This is a genomic window from Candidatus Nitronauta litoralis (genome assembly GCA_015698285.1).
GTDB classification, from domain to species: domain Bacteria; phylum Nitrospinota; class Nitrospinia; order Nitrospinales; family Nitrospinaceae; genus Nitronauta; species Nitronauta litoralis.
Genome location: CP048685.1, coordinates 799,536 through 818,275 on the forward strand (window position 1 = coordinate 799,536; position 18,740 = coordinate 818,275).

The 18,740-nt window shown below is 47.1% G+C and carries 20 protein-coding genes; 10 read left to right on the forward strand and 10 right to left on the reverse strand.

Annotated elements, in window-relative coordinates; all coding sequences use genetic code 11:
• Window positions 1-15: 15 nt before the first annotated feature.
• Both G3M70_03655 and G3M70_03660 read right to left on the reverse strand, forming a co-directional pair.
• Window positions 16-867 (reverse strand): hypothetical protein, encoded by an 852-nt coding sequence (locus tag G3M70_03655; GenBank protein ID QPJ61031.1) that lies wholly within the window; start codon window positions 865-867, stop codon window positions 16-18.
• Between the two features lie 156 nt (window positions 868-1,023).
• A complete protein-coding gene (locus tag G3M70_03660) occupies window positions 1,024-1,233 on the reverse strand; it encodes a hypothetical protein (protein ID QPJ61032.1) in 210 nt (69 codons plus the stop codon).
• A 717-nt stretch (window positions 1,234-1,950) separates the two neighbouring features.
• Here G3M70_03660 and G3M70_03665 point away from each other — a divergent pair.
• Complete coding sequence (locus G3M70_03665; GenBank protein ID QPJ61033.1) at window positions 1,951-2,736, forward strand: arylamine N-acetyltransferase; 786 nt, start codon at window positions 1,951-1,953, stop codon at window positions 2,734-2,736.
• 139 nt (window positions 2,737-2,875) lie between these two features.
• Here G3M70_03665 and G3M70_03670 read toward each other — a convergent pair whose 3' ends face one another.
• Both G3M70_03670 and G3M70_03675 read right to left on the reverse strand, forming a co-directional pair.
• Complete coding sequence (locus tag G3M70_03670) at window positions 2,876-4,201, reverse strand: hypothetical protein (GenBank protein QPJ61034.1); 1,326 nt, start codon at window positions 4,199-4,201, stop codon at window positions 2,876-2,878.
• A gap of 214 nt (window positions 4,202-4,415) precedes the next feature.
• Window positions 4,416-6,143 carry a SulP family inorganic anion transporter gene (locus G3M70_03675; GenBank protein ID QPJ61035.1) on the reverse strand — a complete coding sequence of 576 codons (1,728 nt, stop codon included), beginning with the start codon at window positions 6,141-6,143 and terminating at the stop codon, window positions 4,416-4,418.
• 351 nt (window positions 6,144-6,494) lie between these two features.
• On the opposite strand from G3M70_03675, the gene G3M70_03680 reads away from it, so the two are divergent.
• Window positions 6,495-6,728: a hypothetical protein gene (locus G3M70_03680; protein QPJ61036.1), complete on the forward strand. Its 234-nt coding sequence runs from the start codon at window positions 6,495-6,497 to the stop codon at window positions 6,726-6,728.
• Between the two features lie 55 nt (window positions 6,729-6,783).
• Window positions 6,784-7,284: a tRNA (cytidine(34)-2'-O)-methyltransferase gene (locus G3M70_03685; GenBank protein QPJ61037.1), complete on the forward strand. Its 501-nt coding sequence runs from the start codon at window positions 6,784-6,786 to the stop codon at window positions 7,282-7,284.
• Here the strand turns inward: G3M70_03685 and G3M70_03690 are convergent.
• On the reverse strand, window positions 7,272-8,279 hold the full coding sequence (locus G3M70_03690; protein QPJ61038.1) for a response regulator: 1,008 nt from the start codon (window positions 8,277-8,279) through the stop codon (window positions 7,272-7,274). The two genes, G3M70_03685 and G3M70_03690, sit on opposite strands and share 13 nt — an antisense overlap.
• A 359-nt stretch (window positions 8,280-8,638) precedes the next feature.
• Here G3M70_03690 and G3M70_03695 point away from each other — a divergent pair, with 359 nt between their 5' ends.
• Both G3M70_03695 and G3M70_03700 read left to right on the forward strand, forming a co-directional pair.
• Window positions 8,639-9,076, forward strand: coding sequence for a cytochrome c (locus G3M70_03695; GenBank protein ID QPJ61039.1), 438 nt, complete (start codon window positions 8,639-8,641; stop codon window positions 9,074-9,076).
• Window positions 9,077-9,177: 101 nt separating this feature from the next.
• Entirely contained in the window at window positions 9,178-9,999 is an 822-nt protein-coding gene (locus tag G3M70_03700) for a carboxypeptidase regulatory-like domain-containing protein (protein QPJ61040.1), read from the forward strand.
• A 264-nt stretch (window positions 10,000-10,263) separates the two neighbouring features.
• Here G3M70_03700 and G3M70_03705 read toward each other — a convergent pair whose 3' ends face one another.
• Complete coding sequence (locus G3M70_03705) at window positions 10,264-11,799, reverse strand: hypothetical protein (protein ID QPJ61041.1); 1,536 nt, start codon at window positions 11,797-11,799, stop codon at window positions 10,264-10,266.
• A 335-nt stretch (window positions 11,800-12,134) separates the two neighbouring features.
• Here G3M70_03705 and G3M70_03710 point away from each other — a divergent pair, with 335 nt between their 5' ends.
• Window positions 12,135-13,724 (forward strand): hypothetical protein, encoded by a 1,590-nt coding sequence (locus tag G3M70_03710; protein ID QPJ61042.1) that lies wholly within the window; start codon window positions 12,135-12,137, stop codon window positions 13,722-13,724.
• A gap of 14 nt (window positions 13,725-13,738) precedes the next feature.
• Here the strand turns inward: G3M70_03710 and G3M70_03715 are convergent, their stop codons facing one another.
• From G3M70_03715 to G3M70_03725, 3 genes are read right to left on the reverse strand one after another with little or no spacing between them, the layout of a single operon-like run.
• Window positions 13,739-14,791, reverse strand: a complete 1,053-nt coding sequence (locus tag G3M70_03715; protein ID QPJ61043.1) for a GGDEF domain-containing protein — start codon at window positions 14,789-14,791, stop codon at window positions 13,739-13,741.
• A 21-nt stretch (window positions 14,792-14,812) separates the two neighbouring features.
• Window positions 14,813-15,238, reverse strand: coding sequence for a cyclic nucleotide-binding domain-containing protein (locus tag G3M70_03720; protein ID QPJ61044.1), 426 nt, complete (start codon window positions 15,236-15,238; stop codon window positions 14,813-14,815).
• Between the two features lie 22 nt (window positions 15,239-15,260).
• The gene (locus tag G3M70_03725; GenBank protein ID QPJ63699.1) at window positions 15,261-15,884 is read right to left on the reverse strand and encodes a formylglycine-generating enzyme family protein; all 624 of its coding nucleotides are present in this window, start codon (window positions 15,882-15,884) and stop codon (window positions 15,261-15,263) included.
• A gap of 187 nt (window positions 15,885-16,071) precedes the next feature.
• Between G3M70_03725 and G3M70_03730 the strand changes: the two genes are divergently transcribed.
• Window positions 16,072-16,458, forward strand: a complete 387-nt coding sequence (locus G3M70_03730; protein QPJ61045.1) for a tetratricopeptide repeat protein — start codon at window positions 16,072-16,074, stop codon at window positions 16,456-16,458.
• A gap of 4 nt (window positions 16,459-16,462) precedes the next feature.
• Here G3M70_03730 and G3M70_03735 read toward each other — a convergent pair whose 3' ends face one another.
• Complete coding sequence (locus G3M70_03735) at window positions 16,463-16,921, reverse strand: cyclic nucleotide-binding domain-containing protein (protein QPJ61046.1); 459 nt, start codon at window positions 16,919-16,921, stop codon at window positions 16,463-16,465.
• A gap of 212 nt (window positions 16,922-17,133) precedes the next feature.
• Here G3M70_03735 and G3M70_03740 point away from each other — a divergent pair, with 212 nt between their 5' ends.
• Genes G3M70_03740 through G3M70_03750 form a run of 3 tightly spaced genes read left to right on the forward strand, consistent with a single transcriptional unit; the run spans window position 17,134 to window position 18,631 of the window.
• Entirely contained in the window at window positions 17,134-17,526 is a 393-nt protein-coding gene (locus G3M70_03740; protein QPJ61047.1) for a response regulator, read from the forward strand.
• A gap of 24 nt (window positions 17,527-17,550) precedes the next feature.
• A complete protein-coding gene (locus G3M70_03745; protein ID QPJ61048.1) occupies window positions 17,551-17,991 on the forward strand; it encodes a cyclic nucleotide-binding domain-containing protein in 441 nt (146 codons plus the stop codon).
• Window positions 17,969-18,631, forward strand: coding sequence for a toxin-antitoxin system YwqK family antitoxin (locus G3M70_03750; protein ID QPJ61049.1), 663 nt, complete (start codon window positions 17,969-17,971; stop codon window positions 18,629-18,631). The genes G3M70_03745 and G3M70_03750 overlap by 23 nt, the downstream gene beginning before the upstream one ends.
• Window positions 18,632-18,740 lie beyond the last annotated feature (109 nt).

Genomic DNA, 18,740 nt, shown 5'->3' on the forward strand with positions numbered 1-18,740 from the left:
TACCTTTCAAAATAGTTATTCCTTCCATTGCCGAGTCTGGGAGAACCGGTTCATTCGAATACCCCCCTGTCTCAACCCTGTCAAAACATCCAGGGAAGGGACAAAAAAACGAATGGCTCGGACAGAAATTTCTCCCTCTCCTATTCCGAGCACATGTGGCTGGTCTTGTTCAAGCCAGTCTTCCAAAAATGCATCGAGTTTATCCGAATTCTGATGAAACAACTGTAAATAGGTCCCTTTTTTTTCATCCTCGTTTATATCCATTACCCGGATCATGACACGATCGGACATTTCCCGAGCCTCCAGCAAAGAATACAGGGAATGCACCAGAGGTTTTGAAAACTTATGATGGTGTTCCATTTCCAGGTGCAACATGAAAGTCCCCTTTGAAAACTCAGCCTCATCATTGGAAACCCAGATATCTCCAGGAATCTTTTGGTCCGCATCCAATTGCTTATCCCAATGCAACTCATGATCCACGACCAGGTCGACCAGCCCCTTAAGATTGTTTTCCACCTTCTGAATCAACTCTTCGATAAGCTTCTGGCTGGAAGATGTGTAATGAACCAGAAGGTCTCCCTCCACCTCTATAATTTCATTGTCTCCCGACTCCAGCGTCTCAAAAGGCTTGAACAGGCGGGGAGTCATTCCATGCCAGGCCAGAGTCCAGAACATGAAACCAAACCCAACAGTAACTCTCATTTCCTCTGGAGAATTCGATTGTGCAAGCTGGTGGCCAAGACCCGGAATCATGACTGAAAATTGTCCCACAGTCATTGAGGTCATGGGAAGGTCGAGGATTTCAAAGACCTGTATGCGATTGTGATACAGTGGTGGAGGAACTATTCCGGATTGTGGACGTGCCATTTAAGAAACCTGCATGCTAATGGGTGCAGGCCTACTTTACCCAACCTTGATCAAAAAAGAAACAGGAGCCGAAAATTTCGGCTCCTGTATAGTGCCTGAGAGGCAAGACAGGAAATCAGGCTTCCTGTCTATTGAAAAATTAATTGGCAGGTGTCCCTAATAATAATTGATTTCAAAAGTCTCCGGATACAGAAGATCCAGATTCTTTTTTACCCATTTTGGAACCGATTTCTGACCAGTTGAAATCAGGCTGATCCTGTTTTCGGAGTCATTAAAGTTTTGCCAGAAATTTTTTGACAGGGATTGAGAAGGGAGAACTTTTTTGAGTGATCCGTTAGGTTCTTTTATGCGCACCTCGTACAACATGTTTCCACCTCCGATCAAGAAGCAACCTGCGTTAGCGTTTGTCAAAACCTGGATCGAATGGGCAACCCCCATATTGGCCCAAATCTTTTCGGTACTTAAATTCTGCAAGCCCTATGCCAAATTAAAAAACACTAGTCGGAGTAGAGAAAACCACCATAAAGAATGAGGTTAAGGGTTTTCGTGGATTTTTTTTTATTTCCAAGTCGTAGGGAAAACCGTATAAACGTCTTTTCGTACGCACGATGTTTCGTGCAAAAATCAGATTTTTCAAACGGGTTTTAATGAAATCCCGGTTCGATCAGATAGCATATTCCCACACAGGGGAGAGAGCTTTGTATAAGTGGAATATTTTGAAAAAAAGTGTTCGTCATTGCGAAGAGCCTTTACGACGAAGCAATCCAGACCTCTGGATCGCCACGCTCTCTGGTCACTCGCGATTACGAGTTTTTTGTCAAAATTGCTAAAGACCAGCCACTGCTTTGACATCAGGATTATTCAAAGGTCTCCAGAGGGGAGTGGGTATCTTGAAATGGGAACAAACGTCATATAAGCCAAATCCAACGAAAATGCCCCCTTCAATAGAAATCTATTTCCGACTTCCCACTTACATTAAAATCCGTTAGGCTGAGACGTTTTTTTGTCCAATAACCTAATGGTCACTCCAACGCACGGTAGTCCAAACTCATACTGTTCAGCGTTGCAACCCTCTCCCTTCTCATGCCCCCATCACAAAACCTGGATGCCTACCTGGAAAGAATCCACTATAAGGGTTCTCTGGATCTTTCTATCGAAACCCTCCAGGGCCTTCATGTAGGGAATTGCCTGAATATCCCTTTCGAAAACCTGGACATTCATCTGGGACACTCCATTTCACTGGACCCTGATCACCTGTTTGAGAAAATAGTCGGCCAAAACCGGGGAGGGTATTGCTATGAATTGAATGGGTTGTTCGCCTATATTCTTGAAGAACTGGGGTTCAAGGTTACGGGATTAATGGCCCGGGTGCTGATTCACAGGAAACCGGAACCTCGCAACCACCATGTGTTGTGTGTCCATGTAGATGGACGCGACTGGCTGGTTGACGTGGGGTATGGCGGACGCGGTTTACTGGCTCCCATACCCATTGAGAACAAACAAACGGAAAAACAATTCGCTGACACCATTCGTCTGGTAGAAACTCCGGAGAACCATTGGACCTTGCAAACCCTGATTGAGGAAAACTGGGAACCTCAGTATGAATTCAACCTGGCACCCTACCGGCCTATTGATTACATACCGGGAAATTATTATCACTCCACTTCGCCGGAGTCCCTGTTCACAAGAATTACTCTTTGCACTATGCCCACCACTGATGGTTTTATCCAACTACGGAATCAACACCTGACCATCACGGCCAATGGGAAATCTGTTTCAGAAAAGGCTCATTCGCTGGAGGAATACCACCGACTTTTAAAAAAGAATTTTAAAATCGAACTGAAGGGAGGCTTCACCCCACCCTGGTAACCTCAAGACAGGAGTGATTTTGGAACGCTATCAGGCCAATGGGAACGTAGGGGAAAATACCTGAAAGGTTTCTAAATGGCAGGAACAATTCCCGGTACCCGGTTACAGGGAAAACCTGTGAATTTTCCGGGTCGACTCTTTATTCTGGCTTGTCAGAGGCGGGGTTGTTTTCTTTTTCACGGGCCAGTTTAACCATTCCATCAAGCAGGGTTTTGAAATCTCCCTCAAGATCAAACTCCTGAACCTTAAGATTGCCCGACAGGAGATTTGCAGAATGACGACGGAAAACTCTTAACTTTTCTACCAAAGCGTTGGATTTTAAAATGAGCTCTCCCAATTCATCCCTGGTGAGAGCATCTAGCGGCTTCTGCCTGAAATCCCCTTTGTTCAAACCATTCATGATTCTACTCAAACCTTCAAGGGGCACACTGATTCCCCGTGTGATTGTTGCCCCCAGTACTCCGCTAATCAACCCCCCAACGATGAACCACCCCACCAAAATGACTATTAAAAAATGGGTCTGCTTGTTAACAGCGGCCAGTTCCTTTTTTAAAAGTTTATTCTGACTGGTCACCATTTCATTTAGAAAATGATTGATTGATGCTGCAATCGGGGCAGCCTGCGTCTTCAGCTTATAGTTGGCCTTGTTCCAGTCGTCACTGGACCGAATCGCAATAATTTTCTTAAAAAGCGGCGCCACCTCTGAACGCGCTTCGCTCAACCGTTTGAGTGCAACCCGTTGCTCGTCTGAAAGAATCGAAGCCTTGGTTTCCAGGTACATATAATGCCTGTTGTTATTATTCCAATGGTGTTTGAATTCTTCCTGAAATTTATTCGAGCCAGACAAAAGGTACTCTTCAATTTTTTCAATGGCCAGGGTTGTAGTCGCTTCAATATCGGACATTAAGGAAGCCAGCCCGCGCCTTTCCACAGTATGCGGATTTTTCAGTTCCAGCTTGAGCATTCTGGTTAAATTGCTCACAATCACCTTTTGCAGGGGATCCACCTGGTTGAAAAATATTTTTCGCGCCGGGGTATTTTCTTCCGTTTGTGCAATGTCTTCAATCTCTTCCTGATACATCCGGAACATATCAATATCAGTTCCGACTTTCTGGAGCCTCTGGATGTTTTCCAGGTCTGTCCATTCAGTTGCCAGGATATTCAATTGTTTCAGGGAAGCGTCAATTTGTGTTTTCCAGGCATCCTCGCGTTCTTTTTTGAACTGCTCTTCTCCAAGAATGACCCAGCCTCTAAGGGATGCCAGTGAATGGTTCATTCCATTGAGCATCATCAAACTTGCCTGAGCAGTCGGGGACCTAAGATCCACAACACGGTGCGTGGTGGACTCGATTTCCTTCACCAGTTGAATAATCACCAAAATGACCACCAGCAAAATCAGGGTGACCAGAGTGAAGCCGGCAAATACTTTTGTTCGAATCCGCATATTCAGGAACCAAGACAGCACAAATTTCTCCTATGGTTAAAAATTCTTATTTACACTATAGGACAATTACCCCTTTTACGCATAAGACAACGGTGCAAGGCTTGTTATTCTACTAGTTTAGCCCGGTCTGTGTCCAGATCATAAAAGGCACTTCCCGCCCGGGTTTTCGCGCTTCCCGCCTTTTCAAACAGAATGAATTTTGCATAATTCAGAACAGCCTCTCCATCCCGAAAAATCAAAGCCTAAATCTCGGGTCTAACCTGTGACTTTTTTCACCAAGTTCATCAAAAAAACGGTCCATATCATCCAAATGGGTATCGGTCAGTTCCCTTTCGATCCAATCCACACATTGCTGGAAGGACTCAAAACAGTAATGTTCAGGAACCAGACTCGGGATAATATTGATACGGTGCAACATCCGCCTGGGCTGATCCTGTAATCCTGAAAACACCACGGCAATTTTTCTTCCTTCAAGAGTCCGGATCACTTCCTCCATAGCGTACAAACCGGTCTGGTCAATGTGCGGCACCCGTTTCATCCTGAAAATCACGACGCGGATATCAGGCAGTTTTTTGGCTATTTCCTGAAACGCTGGGGCAAATCCGAAAAAGATAGGTCCATTAAAATGTTTGACATAAATTTTGTTGGAAATGCTTTCAGGAATTTTTTCATCGTCCCAGTCGAATTCAGGAACAAAATTTCTTAAAGGAATGATTTTCACTTCGGCTGTAACCTGGTCGCTCATCTGCTTCATAAAAAGAATCGAGGCCAGGATCATTCCAGTAGCAACGGCCTGAATCAAATCAACAAATACTGTCAGGCCGAGTACCAGGATCATCACAATGGCATCTGCTCGAGGCACCTGTTTCAAATGACGGAGGCCCTTGTAGTCAATGATTCCAATGCCGACTGTGATCAAAATACCCGCCAGAACAGGCAGGGGGATCAGCGATGCGTAAGGACCGAGCCCAAGCAGAACAGCCAAAAGGACAGCGCCGTGAACCATACCAGATAATCCGGTTTTGCCGCCGGAATTGATATTGACCAGGGTACGCATTGTGGCCCCGGCTCCTGGTAACCCGCCAATGGCTCCAGCCAGTATATTTCCAAGCCCCTGACCGATCAATTCCTGATTGCTGTTGTGTTTGGTCTTGGTAACATTATCTGCGATCACCGAAGTGAGAAGGGAATCAATGGCTCCTAGAAGAGCCAGGGTCAGGGCTAATTTGATGATAAGGCCCGTCCCCAGCGCAGAAAAATGGATCTCCCCCAGTTTTATATCAGGCAGACCACTGGGAATATCGCCAATGATGGGAACGTTGAATTCCCCCCAGGTTGAAAGTGAGGTGATAATAAGCAAAGCCACCAGGGCACTGGGCACCGCTTTCGTGATTCTTGGGAAAATGTAGATGATGGCGATAGTGGCAGAGGCCACCAACACCGCTTCAATATTTAACTGGGACAGGCCTGCCGGCAATTCCTTAAAAACATTGACGATGGATTTAGGTGAGGGTTGCCCCATGAAGGGGAAAACCTGCAATATGATGATGATCACCCCGATTCCTGACATAAAACCGGAAACCACCGGGTAAGGAATATATTGAATATAAACGCCTAGCCTCAATAACCCGAACACCAGCAGGAAAACACCAGCCAGAACAAATATGGCCAAAATAGTGCCAAATGCCGCTTCAAGAGAACCCGCCTGCTCAATGGCACTGATCACTATCAGGCTGCAGACCACCGTCATCGGCCCCGTAGGCCCACTGATCTGGGAGGGGGTCCCACCCAATAGCGAAGCAACGATCCCAAGCGCAATAGCGCCATACAAACCCGCAATCGCGCCCAGTCCAGATTGGACACCAAAGGCCAGAGCTAGAGGCAGAGCAACAATTCCGGCGGTTATTCCACCAAAAACATCACCACTTATATTGTTAAAACCAACAGTGGTTTTAAACTTCATCAAAAACCCTCACAGGTTTCCGAAATGTCTGCAAACACCATACGTCCCCAAAAAACCCTTTGCCTTCAATTTTCCAGAAAAGTTTCATATTATTTTGGTAAGAATCCGATAGCGTTCGGGTATCAACTTAAATATGATACAACGATAGACAACCCGAACCAAAGCCCGCAAACAATTTATTTACGTTCTCTGATTACATTCAAAAAGGAAAAAACATTTTTCTACATGTAAAATATCCAGAGTCAGATTCGATTAAAAAAAGATTCCGTGTATAATGCGCACCTGTAAAAAAGGAAAACAGAGGATATATTATTAAAATAACCTTTTCACAAGGTGTAAATTCTGGAAATCATGCGGGAAGATAGCCACCACATTCAGATCGAAGGTGTTTCCGAATTCCCTCTTCAACGCTCGCTGGATTGCCAGGACTGGGAAGATGTCGACCAGGAAGAACTTGATGCCATGCTTGACGAGCTGACTATCGAGCGAGTTAAGGTTTTTCTCGGTGTTTTGAGAAGCGGAAGTTTTCCACGCCACCAGAATTACTACTACCGAATCTGTCCGCACAACAAGAATTACACTTAGTCGTCCCTGTGACATACGCCTCCAGGCACCTATTCCAGATACTTTAAGGCCGGAAATGAGAAACAAGGCTCCGGGTGATTCGTTTCACATTGTTCTGGTCTCTCCAGAAATCCCCCCCAACACAGGCAACATTGGCCGTTTATGCGTTGCCACTGGAACTCCTCTCCACCTGGTAGACCCACTGGGGTTTGATATTTCGGATTCCCAGGTCAAACGCGCTGGTCTCGATTACTGGCAACATCTCACGCTCCTTCGCCATAAAAACCTGGAACAGTACCTAAGCAAAAAACCACCCGAGGCACCGCTCGTCCTGCTAACCAAAAGGGCGGATCGCTCCCTCTACGACCACAAGTTTGAAGCAGGAACTCATCTCGTATTTGGAAATGAGACATCGGGACTCCCGGACGATTTTCGAAACGGGCCAGACCGGATCTGTTTACGCATTCCTATGGCAGATGACCGAGTGCGGTCGCTCAATCTTTCAACAGCCGCGGGTATTGTCCTGTATGAAGCGCTACGTCAATTGAGTTTGAAAAAAGGGGATCAAGCAGTCTGAAGGGTAACACTCAGAAAAAGTTTCCCATCATCCAGTTGGAAGGGGACCATAAAATTATGCCCTGTATTTTCGGGAAGTCCAATTTCTCCCGCTTCCAGCCATTTTGAATCTGGAAACCCTAGCTGAAATTCGAGTTCTGTTCCTTCCACCAATGGATCTCCTTCCGGACGCAGCAGCAGGTGGCAAACATTGGCCATCTCTGCTAAATGTGGCTTGACCGCCCCCCCAATTATATTATTGAGCTCACCAACAATTCCACACACCATATCCATATCGACCTCACCAAACAGTGTTTCGTAAATGGTGCAGGCTGATTTTTTCGGAAACAAAAGAGTCAGGTGAAATTTGATTCCCGATTTTGAATCCAATAATTCAATCGATGAAACCAGATCTCCCTTTACCTCTTCCTTTTCACAAGGATTACCAGGCTGGGCCTGAACCATGTATTGGCCCAAACCCTCTATCGTATTTTTCACAAAAATATCGACCAATCTGGCTGGAATGCCATCGGTCTCTTCTTCAGGTCCAGCCGACTCCTCTTTCTTTTGCGAGGAGTCTCTGTAACGCTCGTTTTCGGAGAGACACACAAACCCGTTACTGCCGCTATTTAAGCGTTCGAGAGTCTCACTAAAATCTTTTGGATGGAACGGTTTGCTTAAAAGACCATCAGCACCAGCACTCAAAACATCTGCCAGCAATTGCGCTGAACCATCTGCGGTTATCATCAGGAATTTGACCTTGCTGATAGATTCATCCGGATTAGCCCTTAATTCCGTCAGCAATTCCAAACCATCTTTAACCTTCATATGACGACCGGCAGTCACAAGATCGAAGGCCATTAACCCCGCCATCATGGATGCCTGATTACCATCCTCCGTTATGGTGATGTTTTCTCCTTTCAGCCCCATTTCAACAAGATAATTCTTAATAAGCCGACCCATCACAGTCGAGTTATCAGCCACCAATACCTTCCAGTTTTGAATGCCATTTTCCATAATTAATTATTTTCTGAACCCAGGTCAGGTTACTAAATGAAGGTGCACCATAACCTTGTATTTTCGGTTTAAGGGCATCCGGTTATTAAAACCACCATCACCCAAAATTTTATTTGCATGCATTAAGGAAGGCTCCAAACCCTCCAAACCTCCATTTAAAAGGCCTGCAGGATATTAAAAACTCTTAATGCCCCTTTAATCGGCACTTAATGCTGTTTTCCTATAGTGCTTATAGAACATCCGGGAATGTTGAATCCCTCGGTTTAAGTAGAAAGGATGCTCCCGGATTTGACAACACCTGAAACCAGGTTTTTTTCAACCGGAAATACTTTTCATCACCCCTGAGGTAGGAGGACACAATGAATAAGAAACTGATAATCGCGATGACAATGATAGCTGGCATGCTGATAAGCACCCACGCCCAGGCAGGAGGCAAATGCCCTCAGCCTAGGAAAACCAAGGCTGCTCCAGCCAATATTGCAAAATTGGCCATTCCAGGCTCAGCAGACGTCGCGGCGGGTAAAAAGTTGTATCAAAAATCCGCCAAGCCCATGGCCTGCAAAATGTGTCACGGCGACAAGGGTGATGGAAACGGTAAACTGGGTAAAGCCTTGAAGCCTAACCCTCGTAATTTCACCTGTCAGGACACCATGGCAGATGTTTCCCCAGGGCAGATGTTCTGGATTATCAAGAACGGCTCCAAGGGAACCGGCATGACCGCCCATGGGAAATCACTTTCCGATAAGGATATCTGGAACGTGGTCAAGTACATCCGTGCTGACTTTCTAAAGGAATAGGAAATCACCAGGATACCTGAAACTCGAAATCCGGCCGGGAACTCACACTGTTTCCAATTCACGCTCACCCGGCTTTAACCATACTGCAGGAGGACAGAACCATGAAAACCACGAATAAAGTAGCACCTATCCTGATGACTCTTTTGATGCTCGGTATGGCAGGAACCGCCACCGATGCGTTCGCAAAAAAACAGAAATATAAAGCCGGCAAGGTAGACGGCGGTGGCAGCATTAGTGGAATGGTTACCCTGAAGGGTGATCCGCCCCCAGCCATCATGGAAGACCTGAACAAAGGCAAGAACGTTGAGTTCTGCGCCACTCATCCAGACACCAAAGAAGGCGGGATCCGCCCTCGGCATAAAGTGATGGCCGATGGAGGCAAACTCCAGGGTGCAGTGGTCTTCATCGAAAACATCAAAGAAGGTAAAGCCTGGGAATACAAAGGCACCAACTTTGACTTTAAGACCTGCGATATTTTCCCGAAGATCACAGTAGTGCGCAAAACTGAAAAGAAAGAAATGGCAAAGGATTTCGTGAACGTTTCTATCACCAACCAGGATCCTGACATCTTGCACAACCCACATGGTTATGCAGTGAAAGGTGCAAACCGCAAGACCCTGTTCAACAAGCCTCTGCCAAGCAAAGGCGATGTTGCCAACGTAACGAAGAACCTGAAACGTCTTAAAGACGATCATTTCTTCCTGCAGTGCGACCAGCATAACTACATGGAAGCGGATGCGCGTGTGGTCTGGAATCCGTACTACATGGTGACCGGTGCAGACGGTACCTTCAAACTGACCGACGTACCTGCCGGCAAGTACAAAGTGACCGCGTGGCATCCGTATGTTGGTGAAGTGACTTCTGAAGTGACTGTTGCCGGCGGCGCAGATGCAGCTCAGAATTTCGAGCTCGCTGTTAAATAATTTTCACGAGTAACTCGCAGCACAATGTTTTCGGCCACGGCAATTCGCACCCTCTAAAAGTTTTAGAGGGTGCTCCCGGCCAACCAAATCTTCGGATTGAAATAAAAGCAATACACGTCAAACGATTTCCACCTCCCTAGATCGTTTGATGCATTACCGGCCGGGACCCTTGTGGGTCCCGGCTTTTTTTTCTAAATAGAAAAAGGGGGAGACGCATTGCGCCTCCCCCTTATGAACAATATCGTTCTAACTTTAGAAAATGAGTTAATTAGTCTGAAATAACCCTCCACCCCACCAGTCCACTGCGCCAACCGCGGTTCGTGTTGATCCCCCACTCACAGTGGACCTTATTCCTGAAGCCGTGTTATTGAATCCGCCACCCACACTTGTGGAATATCCTGAAGCGATGCCAGATTGCCCCCCACTCACACTGGAATATTGACCGGAAGCCATGTGAGCGGTGCCACCACTCACACTGGAGGCTTCCCCTGAAGCGGTATTTTTTTCTCCACTACTGATACTGGAATGCAGGCCTTCAGCGGTATTGTCCAACCCACCGCTGACACTGGAAGTCCTGCCTGAGGCAATATTGTTTTTCCCGCCGCTGACACTGGAATAAAAATTGGCCGTGCTGTTTAACTCCCCACCGGATATGCTCGAACCATTGCCTGCAGAGTCGTTGCGAAGTCCCCCACTAATGCCAGAAAAATTACCGGTGGCCGTGTTGAGCTGACCCGCAGTAACCGAAGCGTATTGACCGGATGCCGTATTATTTTGTCCGCCGGTGACGCTGGTAAAGATTCCTGACGCAACGTTGTTTTGTCCACCACTGACAGCGCCTGAACTTCCGGAAGCCTCATTACTTATGCCCCCGTTGACAGTGGATTGGTTGCCAGAGGCTGTATTGGTGCTCCCTCCGTTAATACTGGACGAAATTCCGGAAGCCAGATTAAAATTTCCGCCACTGACGCTAGAGCCAACTTCCGATGCCTCGTTGTTGTTTCCGCCCTGGATACTGGCAAAAATTCCCGTTGCCTGGTTCCGGTTACCGCCGGAAACCGAGGCATACTGGGCACCTGAGATATTGTCCAGGCCGGCCACCAGTGCGCCGAAGCTGGTATAGTTCAATCCCTTGCCGACAATCAGATTATGCGAACCGGTTTTGTCACTGGCAGGTAGTCCCCCGCCCAGAAACGGAAAAATGTCTTCGTTGTACCCGATGATGATGTTGCCGTTACCATTGACCGTTCCATCCGTTGTACCGGAACCGGATACCACCTGCAGGTTCATGTCGGTGAACAATAAAGTGTCCGCAGAGCGGGTGACGCCACTGAAGCGGGTTTGAAGGTCACCCACATCCGTGGTCAATCCGAAAATTGTGACGTCCTGCGTTCCCTGGCTGGTTTGTAACGCAGTAATGTCAGTGTCCTGTGTTGCATCATTGCTTTGTATCAAGCCTATATCTGTTTGTAGTGTCGTTATATCAGTATCCTGTGTCGATTGACTGGCCTGCAGAGCCGTGATGTCATTGCTGTGCGTTGTGTCCTGAGATTGCAAACCGGTCACCGCCGCTTGCAAAGTAGCAACTTCTGCCTGCTGTGTTGCCAGGGCATTCAGAATGGCCGTGATATCTGGCTGTAAAGCCAAAAACAGTTGAAACAACTGGGTGGATAACAACTCGACATTGGCCATCGATGTTTCAAGAGCCGTCAATCTCTCTTCGACCGTTTGTGCCTGCACAGGCATCGAAAAGGAAAGCATTAGCAACAAAACAATACTCCCGCCTAGCAATTTATTCATTCTGGACCCCTCCCAAAATTAAAAAAACACAAAAAGAAGTGAACTTCCATCGTATCTATAAACAATCTCCCTCAGAAATATTGAAACCAATTATGAAGAGGGTGAGGGTATTGTCAATAAAAGGCTCGGTGAAAAAAGAATCGGGTTAAAAAATTTATTTTTAAAACCGCAAATTACAATAGTTTTGGGCAATAGAACCTGTGGAGTGTATTGCTTTGCTGGAAGGCCCAGCTTGGACCCACATTTTATTTTGCCAAGGGGGCCTGTTCCCCTGTATAAACGGGAGAATCTCTAATCTGAATGAAGTGCAGTGTGCACCCGCAAAGTGGACGTTCATGGCGAAAAAATTTCTTTCTTTAAATTACCTGTTACTGGTGGTTTTCATAGCTGTCATCGGGATGATTGGATTCCGCCTCGTTGCCGAGCCGGACGATCGCGACTCCTATAAAAAGCAGCAACAAGCAGCCCGTCACGCGGCTTTTATTGACTATGCCCGCAAGGGTTACACCAATGCTTTGGAAATGTTCCTTGAGACCGGAGTCGCCCAATACGCCCCGGCAATGGATGCGGCTCTTTTAGCTGCTGCAGAAGAAAATCGAACAGAAACACTGAAACTTCTTTTGGATCATGGAGCCAATCCTAAGAGCCGTGGACCGGAAGGTTTCAGCGTTTTAATGCACGCGGCACTCAGGGCCAACCTGGAAACGGTCACCCTGCTATTGGATAAAGGAGCCAAACCTTTACATCAGGATAGTGTCGGGCGCACCCCGTTAATGTGCGCTGTGGCGAGTGGCAATTCAGAAATGGTGCAACGCTTTCTTGATTTGAAAGCTGATGTCAACAGAACTGATAAAAATGGCCTCACCAGTCTGATGTGGGCTGCCATGGCGGGTCGGCTTGAAATCGCTGAACAACTACTGAAAGCAGGAGCCAAAGTCGATACCACTGATAAAAACGGTTACACCGCCCTGTGGCTGGCGGTATCGCGTGGACATCGTGAGTTGACGTCACTCCTCTTAAAACATGAGGCCAATCCAGCCCTCATCAACCGGGAAGGCTATCCCCTGTTTATCGATGCCATCCCGACGGGGGATGACCAACTCATCGACCAGCTTATAAAAAACAATGCTCCGGTTAACGCACGGGATCCCCGTGGACAAACTCCATTAATTGAAGCCAGCCTTCGTGGAAACGACAATATTGTAAAACTTCTGCTGGATGCGGGGGCAGACATCAACCTGAAAAACCAGGAGGGACAAACGGCTCTCCTGGCTGCCACCGTTGCGGGGAAACGATCGACCGTCGAATTGCTTCTGACAAAAAAACCGGATTTAAACGCACCGGACAAATTTGGACGGACAGCTTTGATTGAAAGTGCCCTGGCCCGAGACCATTCGCTGGTCCAACTGCTTCTGGACGCCGGCGCGGATGTCCAGGCCATGGACCATGAAGGGTTGACACCACTCAAAGCCGGCGCACTGAGAGGAGATTTCGAAATTGTTTCAACCATTTTGAAACACGGTGGACAAATGGTTCCTAAAAAAGACCACGGTATCTCGACCCTCAACAGCGCCGCCTTCGGTGGCAATATGAGGATTGTCCGTTTATTTCTAAATCGGGGGGCCGAGGTCAATGCAAAAGATCAACGCGGCCTGACTCCTTTAATGGCTGCGGCTTTTGGGAACCGACCGGACATGGTTCGTTTGTTTTTGAAACGGGGGGCAAAAATCAATGCTAAATCAAATAATGGATGGACGGCCCTGATGAGTGCGGCGTTTGAGGGTAATCAGGAAATCGTGGAAATGCTGATTGATGCGGGAGCCGATGCCACTGCCGAAACCCGGGAAGGCTGGAATGCCATCCGCAGTGCGGAAATGGGGAAACATTTGGAAATCAAAAAAGCCTTGCAGGGTTTGGTGCGCTAAGGCAATTCCAGTTATCAGTCATCAACCTCGACTTTGTTTCGTCCTTCCTTCTTGGCACGGTAGAGGGCCTTGTCCGCACGTTCAAACCAGGAAGCGGAGGTGTCCCCTTTCTTCAATTCGGCAAGGCCTACACTAACGGTTATTTCAACTCTTTGCTCTTTATCTGCGTAGATATCATTCACCAGATGGGTGCGGATTGAAGCAACCCGGCTTCGGATTTTCTCTGCAATTACCCTGGCCCCCTCTATTCCTGTTTTTGGAAGCAACACCACAAACTCCTCCCCGCCATACCGAAAAACCATGTCAGCCTCACGGAGGTTCAGCTTGATTGTGTGGGCTATTGAGGTCAGTGCCTTGTCCCCGGCCTGATGCCCATGCTCATCATTGACCTGTTTGAAATGATCAATATCCACAACAAGCATCACGCAGGGCTCTTCAAATCGGTTGAACTCGCTAACCACCTGATTCACCCGCATATCATAAGCACTGCGATTGAGCACCCTGGTAAGCGAATCCATTATTGAAGTGGCTTGGGATTTTTCCAGTTGTTCCTGCAGATTGGAGCACATGGCCTGAGCGGATTCCAATTCTTGCGAAAGGTCTTTTACCTGCGTTCGCACCTGTTGCGCACTTGCCTTGATTTTGTTTTTGAGCTTGTCCAGGTCTTCAAGGGATTCAATCTTTTCAATATCCGATACAAACTCATCCAGACTCTGATCCAGAGTTCCAACCGGTTCGCCAATCCCCTTTAGAGATAGCGTCAATTCACGAACAATTCCAAGAAGACCTTCCCGCTCACAGCCGCGAAAATCATCCTCTGCAATTTTTTCCTCAAAGAAAGAAAAAATACCTTCCGCAAGACCGCTATGTTTTTGGGGTTCTAATGTCTTTTCAACAACACGGGTGAGGGCATCCAGTTTTTTGGCGAGATCAGAATCCTGCGGAAGCATTTCATGAGCGCCCTCACAAAATGCCAAAAGGATACGGGAAAGACGTTCCACGTATTCAGGGGATATTTTCTTATTCTCACCAAGCTTGAATGTTTCCTGTAAAGACTTTCCTGTCATTATAGTATATGGGAAACGGGATTAATCGCCAGAACGTTGTGCCACCAAACGCTCCATTTCATCCTTGAAACTAGGACATTTTTCAACCAGTTCGGCAAACTGGCTTTTATACATGGCAAAACAAATCGTGCTGTCTACCGCTGTCAGAGTCGCACTTCGAGTTGTTTCTGACAGCAATGCCAATTCGCCAAAAAAGTCCTTTGGCCCCAGGATCGCGATGTCTTTACTTCCTACCAACCATTTTTTTCGGGTCGCCTTCACTTTTCCCTTTTGCACAATGAAAAACCAGTCACCAGGATCTCCTTCCTTAACCAGAGTGTCTCCAGGCGCAAAATTCATCCTGTCCATATGATCAATCAGGCTGCCAATCTCCTGTTCTGTCATACTGGGGAAGAGGCCTCTTTCCTTGAACATGGATTTTAGCCAGTCTATGTCATTAGGATTCATTTTCCAGACTCCTTCAAGTCATTCACGTGATATCTTTCACGCACCGAAACCCGAAATTTGAATTTCGGGTAGAAGGTTCCGCCCAATAACGGGTGGCCGAGGTCTGATGCTTGCCTTCTGAATACCAGGATCCGCCACGAATCACCTTTTCCTCTCCCGCGACAGGTCCCTCAGGGTTTTCCCTTGGGCTTTCCTCGTAATAATACTTCCCGTACCAGTCAGAAACCCACTCCCATACGTTCCCCTGTGTGTCATGCAAGCCAAAAGGGTTAGCAGGTTTTTGTTTTACCGGGTGAGTCTCCTCCCCGGAATTGATTTGATTCCAAGTCATTTCAAAATCAAACTCTTCCCCCCAGAAGTAAAGCGTGGTCGTGCCTCCGCGAGCAGCATATTCCCACTCGGCCTCCGTAGGCAGCCGTTTTCCAATTTTCTTGCAATAAGCCCAGGCTTCAAACCAGGTGACACGGTCTACCGGTCGATCCGCCCCTTTGAATCCCGAAGGATTTTTTCCGAACAAATGCTCATAGTCAGCCTGGGTCACCTCATTAATATCGATAAAAAATGGACTTAGAAAAACCTGATGAGGCGTTTTATTGGAATCGCCTTCAAGCCCCATAATAAATTCTCCACCGGGCAGGTAAACCATTCCGGCAGGAGCCTCTGGATTATCGGCAGCATTACTCCAGCTTCCGAAAATAAAAAAGCTCAGTCCAAAAATGACAGCTAATCCTGTTTTTCTCAACAATTGACCTCCTGAAGCCAGTTACCTGTCTGTTTTTTTATAAAAAACGTTACAATAGGGGCAATCCAAAATTTTTCCGGTAATTGATTTCATGGGATTTTTTGATTTTCTACACCAATCCTCATTAACTGAATATGAAAACCGGGTTACCCGCGACCCTAATGATGCAGAAGCCCATTTTTTAATCGGAGTTGGGTTTGAACGTCGTGGGGATGTTGAAAGAGCCATCAGCGCCTTCGAGGAAGTGGTTCGCATCAACCCGCGTTCAGCAGAGGCTCACTTTAACCTGGCTCACCTATTCGCTTTTAAAAACGAGGGCTCTCAGGCTATTCGTCATATCACCCAGGCTGGTAATCTGTTCTCCCAAAGAAATGAAACGGAAAAAAAAGACCAGGCCCGGAGTCTCCTGCGTGAATTCCACGCCCGGTTCAAAGATGTTGAAATTAAAAATACCCAGACCAATGAAGACAGCGGCTGAGCCCTTAACGCATGTGTTCCAGAATCGCCATGTTCATGTTGTCCAACCGCTTAATGAGTAGATTAAGCAGATAGGTTTTTATTTTTTCCCTTATCGCCGGGCCCACTTTGTCCATCATTTCCTGATCCATTTTCAGGACCATTGATTCATTTGTTGCCGCGACGGTTGAAGCGCGAGGCTTCTTGCTGATAAATGAAATTTCTCCGAGTACCGCACCCGGTAACAATCGCGCAAGAGTGACCCCCGGCGCTTCGACTTTGGTAACCTCCGCTTCACCTTTCAGCAATACAAACAGGGAAGTGTCTTCATCCCCCTGTGTGATGATTTTTTCCCCCAGTTCGTAACGAACAACGATATGTTCGAATCCAGCCACTTCTGCTTTTTCATCCCGGGTGAATTGACCAAAGAAAGACAGTTTGTCCATCAGGCTTAGTACAAGCGTTTTATCGTATGCGCCAGCCACAATATTGAGTCCTCACCGTTGAGTATTGGTATGGGTTGCAATCCCGTAAGCCTATGGAATTTCTGCCTTTGAGTCAACCTCATTTTACTGATCCGAAAACCCTTATAACTCCCCCTGCTAGAAGGGCACACCCGAACTCACGTTGACACTGGGAAACCGGTTCCCTTACCTTAATGTCAAGCGCCTATAATGACCGAAAGGTAAACCGACCTATGGAAACCCCGAAAATCCTCTTGGTAGACGACGAACTGAAAATCTGCTCTACTTTGAAAAAGATTTTAGAAAGTGATAACTACACTGTCGAAACAGCATATAATGGCTTGGACGGCTGGGAAAAATTTCGCAAGTTCTCACCCGATTGTGTCCTTCTGGATATGCGGCTTCCGGGGAGAAACGGGTTTGAACTTTTGAAGCAGATCAAATCTCTCCGTCCCAAAATTCATGTCCTGGTTACCACGGCGGTGATCGACGAAAGTATAATGAGTTTGTGTATGAGGGCTGGTGCTCGCGATTATCTGGTGAAACCCCTGAACATCCCCAAACTCCTTGAAAAGGTTCATCACCTTTTAGACGACCCGCTCAATCAAAAGTCCCTGCCCGCTTGACGCCCGTTTCAAACTATGGAGAAGATGAAGGATTTTCTCGACCGTATCCGCTTTTTTAAAGGTTTCTCGGAAAATGAGAAAACCCGATTATCTGATATAAAGAATATATTTCTGAAGTATCTTCCCGGCGAACCCATAATCTGTGAAGGAGAGCTTGAACAGGCCCTGTACATCATCCTTCAAGGCAACGTGATCGTAAATAAAAAGGGACTGGAGGGCCTCATCATCTCCTGCCTCGGGCCAGGTTCTGTATTTGGTGAAATCTCGCTGATCCAGGAACAACCCAGATCCACCAACGTAATTGCGGAAGGACCTGTTGTGGTCATGAAAATGGAAAAGAAAACCATTGAGACGCTGGACCCGGAACTTCAAAAAAAATTCAATGAACAACTCATCCGCGTTCTGGTGGAGCGGCTGGAAGAGATGAACCAGAAATACATCAATGCCATGTTCTTCAATCTTTGAAAAAATTGCACGTTTCTGGTGGATCGGCCTCCTGCCGGTGCTTGCTCTATTAGCACCGCACGCCCATTCCGATACCCAATCGCCCCCAGATAAAACCCTCACCACCCCTGCCCTCGTTCCAAAAGACCACCACCCGAAAATGCAAAGCGAGCTTTTTCCAGGTGGGAAGGTGAAATCGGAGACTGAGGTCGATGCCTTCGGCCTTCCTGATGGCTTGAAAAGGGAATACCGCCCGGCAGGCGACCTGAAGTCTGAGCGCACTTACCGGCACGGCACCCTGCATGGACCCAGCCGCTTGTACTACCCGGGAGGTATCCTGAAAACCGAATGGCATTACCGAAATGGCAAACGGCACGGGCTCAGCATCGGCTATTACAAGGACGGTACAATTAAAGACAAGGGTCTGTATCAGGACGATCTTCTGGAAGGACGTGTGATCCTGTATTTTCCGAGCGGGAAGATCAAAGCGGAAATGAATTTCCACAATGATTTACTTGATGGGGCATCGAAAACGTATTATGAAGGTGCCGGGATAAAAAATCTGTTACGCTACAAGGATGGCCGCCTTCTCACAATGGAAACCTATGACCGTGAGGGCGACCTCTTAAGGGAGCAGGAATTTCCACGAGCGAGACGTTAGACACAATCACAGGTGTTCTAAAACAGTTTTAATAATAATTTCCACGAGCGAGACGTTAGACACAATCACAGGTGTTCTAAAACGGTTTTAATAATAATTTCCACGAGCG

Coding starts and splice junctions, on each gene's coding strand:
- G3M70_03655 (QPJ61031.1), bottom strand. CDS start 867: ATGGCACGTCCACAATCCGGAATAGTTCCTCCACCACTGTATCACAAT.
- G3M70_03660 (QPJ61032.1), bottom strand. CDS start 1,233: ATGTTGTACGAGGTGCGCATAAAAGAACCTAACGGATCACTCAAAAAA.
- G3M70_03665 (QPJ61033.1), top strand. CDS start 1,951: ATGCCCCCATCACAAAACCTGGATGCCTACCTGGAAAGAATCCACTAT.
- G3M70_03675 (QPJ61035.1), bottom strand. CDS start 6,143: ATGAAGTTTAAAACCACTGTTGGTTTTAACAATATAAGTGGTGATGTT.
- G3M70_03680 (QPJ61036.1), top strand. CDS start 6,495: ATGCGGGAAGATAGCCACCACATTCAGATCGAAGGTGTTTCCGAATTC.
- G3M70_03685 (QPJ61037.1), top strand. CDS start 6,784: ATGAGAAACAAGGCTCCGGGTGATTCGTTTCACATTGTTCTGGTCTCT.
- G3M70_03690 (QPJ61038.1), bottom strand. CDS start 8,279: ATGGAAAATGGCATTCAAAACTGGAAGGTATTGGTGGCTGATAACTCG.
- G3M70_03695 (QPJ61039.1), top strand. CDS start 8,639: ATGAATAAGAAACTGATAATCGCGATGACAATGATAGCTGGCATGCTG.
- G3M70_03700 (QPJ61040.1), top strand. CDS start 9,178: ATGAAAACCACGAATAAAGTAGCACCTATCCTGATGACTCTTTTGATG.
- G3M70_03705 (QPJ61041.1), bottom strand. CDS start 11,799: ATGAATAAATTGCTAGGCGGGAGTATTGTTTTGTTGCTAATGCTTTCC.
- G3M70_03710 (QPJ61042.1), top strand. CDS start 12,135: ATGGCGAAAAAATTTCTTTCTTTAAATTACCTGTTACTGGTGGTTTTC.
- G3M70_03715 (QPJ61043.1), bottom strand. CDS start 14,791: ATGACAGGAAAGTCTTTACAGGAAACATTCAAGCTTGGTGAGAATAAG.
- G3M70_03720 (QPJ61044.1), bottom strand. CDS start 15,238: ATGAATCCTAATGACATAGACTGGCTAAAATCCATGTTCAAGGAAAGA.
- G3M70_03725 (QPJ63699.1), bottom strand. CDS start 15,884: ATGGTTTACCTGCCCGGTGGAGAATTTATTATGGGGCTTGAAGGCGAT.
- G3M70_03730 (QPJ61045.1), top strand. CDS start 16,072: ATGGGATTTTTTGATTTTCTACACCAATCCTCATTAACTGAATATGAA.
- G3M70_03740 (QPJ61047.1), top strand. CDS start 17,134: ATGGAAACCCCGAAAATCCTCTTGGTAGACGACGAACTGAAAATCTGC.
- G3M70_03745 (QPJ61048.1), top strand. CDS start 17,551: ATGAAGGATTTTCTCGACCGTATCCGCTTTTTTAAAGGTTTCTCGGAA.
- G3M70_03750 (QPJ61049.1), top strand. CDS start 17,969: ATGCCATGTTCTTCAATCTTTGAAAAAATTGCACGTTTCTGGTGGATC.